This window comes from Micromonospora phytophila (assembly GCF_023656545.1).
Classification (GTDB): domain Bacteria; phylum Actinomycetota; class Actinomycetes; order Mycobacteriales; family Micromonosporaceae; genus Micromonospora; species Micromonospora phytophila.
The window spans coordinates 1-4,868 of sequence record NZ_JAMOKF010000369.1; the positions used below are offsets into that span (position 1 = coordinate 1).

Here is a 4,868-nt window from a genome sequence, read left to right on the forward strand (position 1 = left end):
GTCGGGTACTCGCGCGCCCCCCGGGCGCGAGTCTCCTCCAGTCGGCTCACCCGGTCCGCCCGCGGCGTGCCGGTCCCGATGCGCGTGGCCCGCTCCGCCGCGGTCCGGCCCCCCGACCGCGGTGTGCGCTGCCCGCCGCCGGTGACGTCCCGGCGATCGCGCTTGTCAATAGTCATGTCCCTCCCCCTCCACGTCCGTCCCTGTCCCGTCCCCCGATGTCGGCTGTGGATCTTTACCAGACCCCCCCGACACCGCCCCCGGTTGATGCATCGCCTTGACCCGTCGGCGGTACCGTTCGCGGTCGGTACCCCGTTGCTGCTCCGCGTCCGGGTCGAGCCGCTCCGCGGCCCGCAGCCGCACCGAGGCGGCCCGCGGGTTCGCGGCGACCTCCCCCTCCCCGGCCAGTTCGGCGCCCCGGCTGAGCAGCCGGAACGTCGGACCGGACCCGGGCAGTTCGACCGGGAGGTCGACCGGGCCCTTGCTGCGGACCCGGTCGGCGAGCGCCAGCTTGGTGAGCCGGTCCTCCAGCGAGTGGTAGGACAGGACCACCATGCGGCCGCCCACGGTGAGCTTGTCGAGCGCGGCCGGCAGCGCCGTCTCCAGCGCTGCCAGCTCCTTGTTTACCTCGATCCGTAAAGCCTGAAACGTTCTCTTTGCCGGGTGTCCCCCGGTTCGTCTGGCTGGTGCCGGAATGGAGTCGCGGACCAGTTCCGCCAACCGCGCCGACGAGGTGATCCGGACGCGTTCCCGCTCCCGGATGATCGCCGAGGCGATCCGGCCGGCGAACTTCTCCTCGCCGTAGACCCGCAGCACCCGGGCCAGGTCCGGGTGCGAGTAGGTGTTGACCACCTCCTCGGCGGTCACCCCCCGGGTCTGGTCCATCCGCATGTCCAGCGGAGCGTCCTGCGCGTATGCGAACCCGCGGTCGGGCGCGTCGAGTTGCAGGGACGAGACCCCCAGGTCGAACAGGATCCCGTCGATCGCCGGGTAGCCCAGTCGGTCGAGCACCTCGGGAAGCTCGTCGTAGACGGCGTGCACCAGATGGGTGCGGTCGGCGAACGGAGCCAGCCGGGCGCGCGCGTGGGCGAGCGCCTCGGTGTCCCGGTCCAGCCCGATCAGCACCGTCTCCGGATGCGCCCGCAGCACCGCCTCGGCATGCCCGGCCAGACCCAGCGTCGCATCGACGTGGACCGTCCGCCCGCCCCGGCCCAGCGCGGGGGCCAGCAACTCGAGACACCGCTCGAGCAGCACCGGCACGTGCGTGCCGCGTAGCTCCCCCATGTCGACCCCCACTGGTTGAAACCCTGTTTCCGTCTCGCGCCTGTCGTCGGACGACGCCGTGCCGTCGTACCGCCAGATCCCCATCCGCTCCCGCCCGCCGGAGGCCGCGGCCCCCCATCGGATCGTGCGCCTGGCACCGGGGAAGGGGTGCCAGGAACTCGAAAGCGGCTGGAGATCTCGCAGTACGTCGGGCGCCGTCACGCCCTACAGACCGCCGGGCAGCACCCCCTCCGAGATGTCGGCGAAGTCGTCTTCGCTCTCGGCGAGGTAGGTCTCCCAGGCGACCTTGTCCCAGATCTCCACCCGGGTGCTCGCGCCGATCACCACCAGGTCACGGTCGAGGGCGGCGTACGTCCGCAGGTGCGCCGGGATGGTCACCCGGCCCTGCTTGTCGGGCACCTCGTCGTGGGCGCTGGCGAAGAAGACCCGGCTGTAGGCCCGGGCCGCCTTGTGCGTCATCGGCTGCGCGCGCAACTGCTCCGCGATCCGCTGGAACTCCGGCGTCGGGAAGACGTAGAGGCAGCGCTCCTGCCCTTTGGTGATCACGACACCCCCCGCCAACTCGTCCCGGAACTTCGCCGGAAGGATCAACCGGCCTTTGTCGTCCAGGCGTGGGGTGTGGGTGCCGAGGAACATCGGCCCAACCCCCTCGCCCTTGAGCGGCGTTCGCGGCGCCGCTGACCCCCCGGGCCGGTGGGCCCTCCCGGCCTCACCATTGGGCCCCACTCTACTCCACTTCCCTCCACCTGCAACCAGAATCGCCCGCGTGGCGCGCCCTGTCCGCCCGCAAAAGAGCACGTCAATCGGGGTGGAGCGGAGTGGAGGGCGGAAGCGCCCCCGGCGCGCGTCCGCTTTCCGACATAGATCGACTCCGTCCGGCCCATCCCGCTCCGTACGGCCCGCCCGGGCGTCCCGGCCGAACGGTTCGCCGTCGGCGGCGATCTGGCGGGCCCGGCGGTCCGGTAACCTCGCTGCCGTGACCGACGCGAAGATGCCCCTGCGGGCGAAGGTGGCCAGCTCCGTGTCCCGGACGGCCGCGGCGCTGTCGCGGGCCGCGGGCCGTGGCGACGGCTCGGTGATCGGCGGCTGGATCGGCCTGAAGATCGATCCCGACCTGCTGGCGCATCTCTCGGCCGGACGGGCCATCGCCCTGGTCTCGGGCACCAACGGCAAGACCACCACCACCCGGCTCGCCGCCGCGGCGGTGGGGGTGCTCGGCCGGGTGGCCACCAACTCCTTCGGCGCCAACATGCCGACCGGGCACACCTCCGCGCTGGCCAAGGCCGGCAGCACGCCGTACGCGGTGCTGGAGGTGGACGAGCACTACCTCGCCCAGGTGCTGGAGGCCACCGAGCCGCACGTGGTCGCGCTGCTCAACCTCTCCCGTGACCAGCTCGACCGGGCCAAGGAGGTCGCCATGATGGCGCAGCTCTGGCGCGCCGCGCTGGTGCGGCACACCAACGTCCGCATCGTCGCCAACGCCGACGACCCGATGGTGGTGTGGGCCGCGACCCCGCCGCCCAACCACGACCACCGCATCGCCCCGCCGCACGTCACCTGGTTCAGCGCCGGGCAGCGCTGGCACGACGACTCCTGGGTCTGCCCGGAGTGCGGCTCGACCATCCAGCGCTCCGGCGAGCAGTGGTGGTGCAGCGGCTGCCCGCTGCGCCGGCCCGAGCCGCAGTGGACGGTGGAGGACGACGGCGTGGTCGATCCGACCGGCGCCTGGCACAAGGTCAAGCTCCAGCTCCCCGGCAAGGTCAACGTCGGCAACGCCGCGACCGCGCTGGCCGTCGCCGCCGAGTTCGGCGTCCGGCCGGTCGACGCGGTGCTGCAGCTCGGCTCGGTCACCTCGGTCGCCGGCCGCTACGCGCAGGTCGACCGGGACGGGCGCAACATCCGGCTGCTGCTGGCCAAGAACCCGGCCAGCTGGCTGGAGGCGTTCGACATGGCCGACCAGGCCCCGACGCTGCTCTCCATCAACGCCCGCGACCCCGACGGGCTGGACACCTCCTGGCTCTTCGACGTCGACTTCGCCCCGCTGCGCGGCCGGCAGGTGCTGATCACCGGTGACCGCGCGTACGACCTCGCGGTTCGGCTCGAGGTCAACGACGTGCCGTTCCAGCACGTGCGGACGTTCGACGAGGCCGTCCGGACGGCGCCTCCGGGGCGCCTGGAGGTCATCGCGAACTACACCGCGTTCCAGGACATCCGAGCGGAGTTGGACCGTGTCAACTGAGAGTCTGCGTATCGTCTGGATCTACCCCGACCTGCTCTCCACCTACGGCGACCGGGGCAACATGCTGATCCTCGCCCGCCGGGCGCGCCAGCGCGGGATGCCGGTCGAGGTCATGGAGGTCCGCTCCGACCAGCGCCTGCCGGCCACCGCCGACATCTACCTGATCGGCGGCGGCGAGGACGGCCCGCAGGCGCTCGGCGCGCAGCGGCTGCTCGCCGACGGCGGCCTGCACCGCGCGGTCGCCCAGGGGTCGGTGGTGTTCGGCGTCTGCGCCGGCTACCAGCTCCTCGGCACCTCCTTCTTCGCCAAGGGCACCCGCTGCGCCGGGCTGGAGCTGCTCGACTTCTCCTCCGACCGGGGCCCGACCCGGGCCGTCGGCGAGCTGGCCGGTGACGTCGACCCGCGGCTGGGCGTGCCGGCGTTGTCCGGTTTCGAGAACCACGGCGGGCGTACCCACCTGGGCCCCGGGGTCTCCCCGCTGGCCCGGGTCACCACCGGGGTCGGCAACGACGGGGCCACCGAGGGCGCGTGGCGGGGCAAGCTGCTCGGCACGTACTCGCACGGCCCGGCCCTGGCCCGCAACCCGGCCCTGGCCGACCTGCTGCTGCGCTGGGCCACCGGCGTGCACCAGCTCCAGCCGCTGGACGACACCTGGTCCGATCGGCTCCGCGGCGAACGCCGGGCCGCGGTGGCGGCCGCCGCCCGGGCATGATCCCCGCCGTCCGGCGGCTGATGCGGCAGCCGTCGGCCGTCCGGTTCGCGCTGCTGCTGCTCCTGCTCGCCGCGTTCGCTGTGGCGCTGCTCGTGGTGCCCCTGCCCGACGCCGACGAGCTGCCGGGGCTCGCCGACGGGCTGGGCGATCTCGCCCCGGTGGCGGCGATCGTCGGCGGGGCGCTGCTGCTGGTGGCGCTGGTCCCCCGGACCTTCGTCACCCTCGCCTCGGGGGCGCTCTTCGGCCCGCTGGAGGGCGCCGCGTACGCCCTCGGCGCCGCGCTGCTGGCGGCGGCGCTCGGCTTCGCGGTCGGCCGGCTGCTCGGGCGGGAGTTCGTCGCGGAACGGGTCCGGGGCCGGTTGGCCCGGCTCGACGGCTGGTTCGCCCGGCAGAGCGTGCTCGGGGTGATCACCGTACGGCTGCTGCCCATCGCCGGCTTCGGCCTCGTCAGCTACGGCTACGGGACCACCGGTGCCCGGGTGCTGCCGTTCCTCGCCGGCAGCGTCATCGCCTCCGCCCCCACCGCCTTCGGCTACGCCGCGGTGGGCGCCGCGGTCACCTCGCCGGGCGAGATCAACTGGTTCGCCGCCGCCCCCGCCGCGCTGGGCCTGATCGCCAGCGTGGTGCTGGTCCGGC

5 protein-coding genes are annotated in these 4,868 nt (G+C 73.5%); 3 read left to right on the forward strand and 2 right to left on the reverse strand.

Translation table 11 applies throughout. The annotated features are described in order from the left end of the window. Positions 1 to 165: 165 nt before the first annotated feature. On the reverse strand, positions 166 to 1,281 hold the full coding sequence (rsmH, locus tag NCC78_RS27525; RefSeq protein ID WP_250798125.1) for a 16S rRNA (cytosine(1402)-N(4))-methyltransferase RsmH: 1,116 nt from the start codon (positions 1,279 to 1,281) through the stop codon (positions 166 to 168). 204 nt (positions 1,282 to 1,485) lie between these two features. Next, positions 1,486 to 1,917: a division/cell wall cluster transcriptional repressor MraZ gene (gene mraZ, locus NCC78_RS27530; protein WP_250798119.1), complete on the reverse strand. Its 432-nt coding sequence runs from the start codon at positions 1,915 to 1,917 to the stop codon at positions 1,486 to 1,488. 355 nt (positions 1,918 to 2,272) lie between these two features. Here mraZ and NCC78_RS27535 point away from each other — a divergent pair, with 355 nt between their 5' ends. The 3 genes from NCC78_RS27535 to NCC78_RS27545 form a co-directional block, all read left to right on the forward strand. Further along, a complete protein-coding gene (locus NCC78_RS27535; RefSeq protein WP_250798127.1) occupies positions 2,273 to 3,520 on the forward strand; it encodes a Mur ligase family protein in 1,248 nt (415 codons plus the stop codon). Beyond that, positions 3,510 to 4,232 carry a type 1 glutamine amidotransferase gene (locus tag NCC78_RS27540; RefSeq protein WP_250798121.1) on the forward strand — a complete coding sequence of 241 codons (723 nt, stop codon included), beginning with the start codon at positions 3,510 to 3,512 and terminating at the stop codon, positions 4,230 to 4,232. The genes NCC78_RS27535 and NCC78_RS27540 overlap by 11 nt, the downstream gene beginning before the upstream one ends. Further along, a partial coding sequence (locus tag NCC78_RS27545) for a TVP38/TMEM64 family protein (RefSeq protein ID WP_372495218.1) occupies positions 4,172 to 4,868 on the forward strand: 697 nt, incomplete at its 3' end. The genes NCC78_RS27540 and NCC78_RS27545, both read left to right, overlap by 61 nt.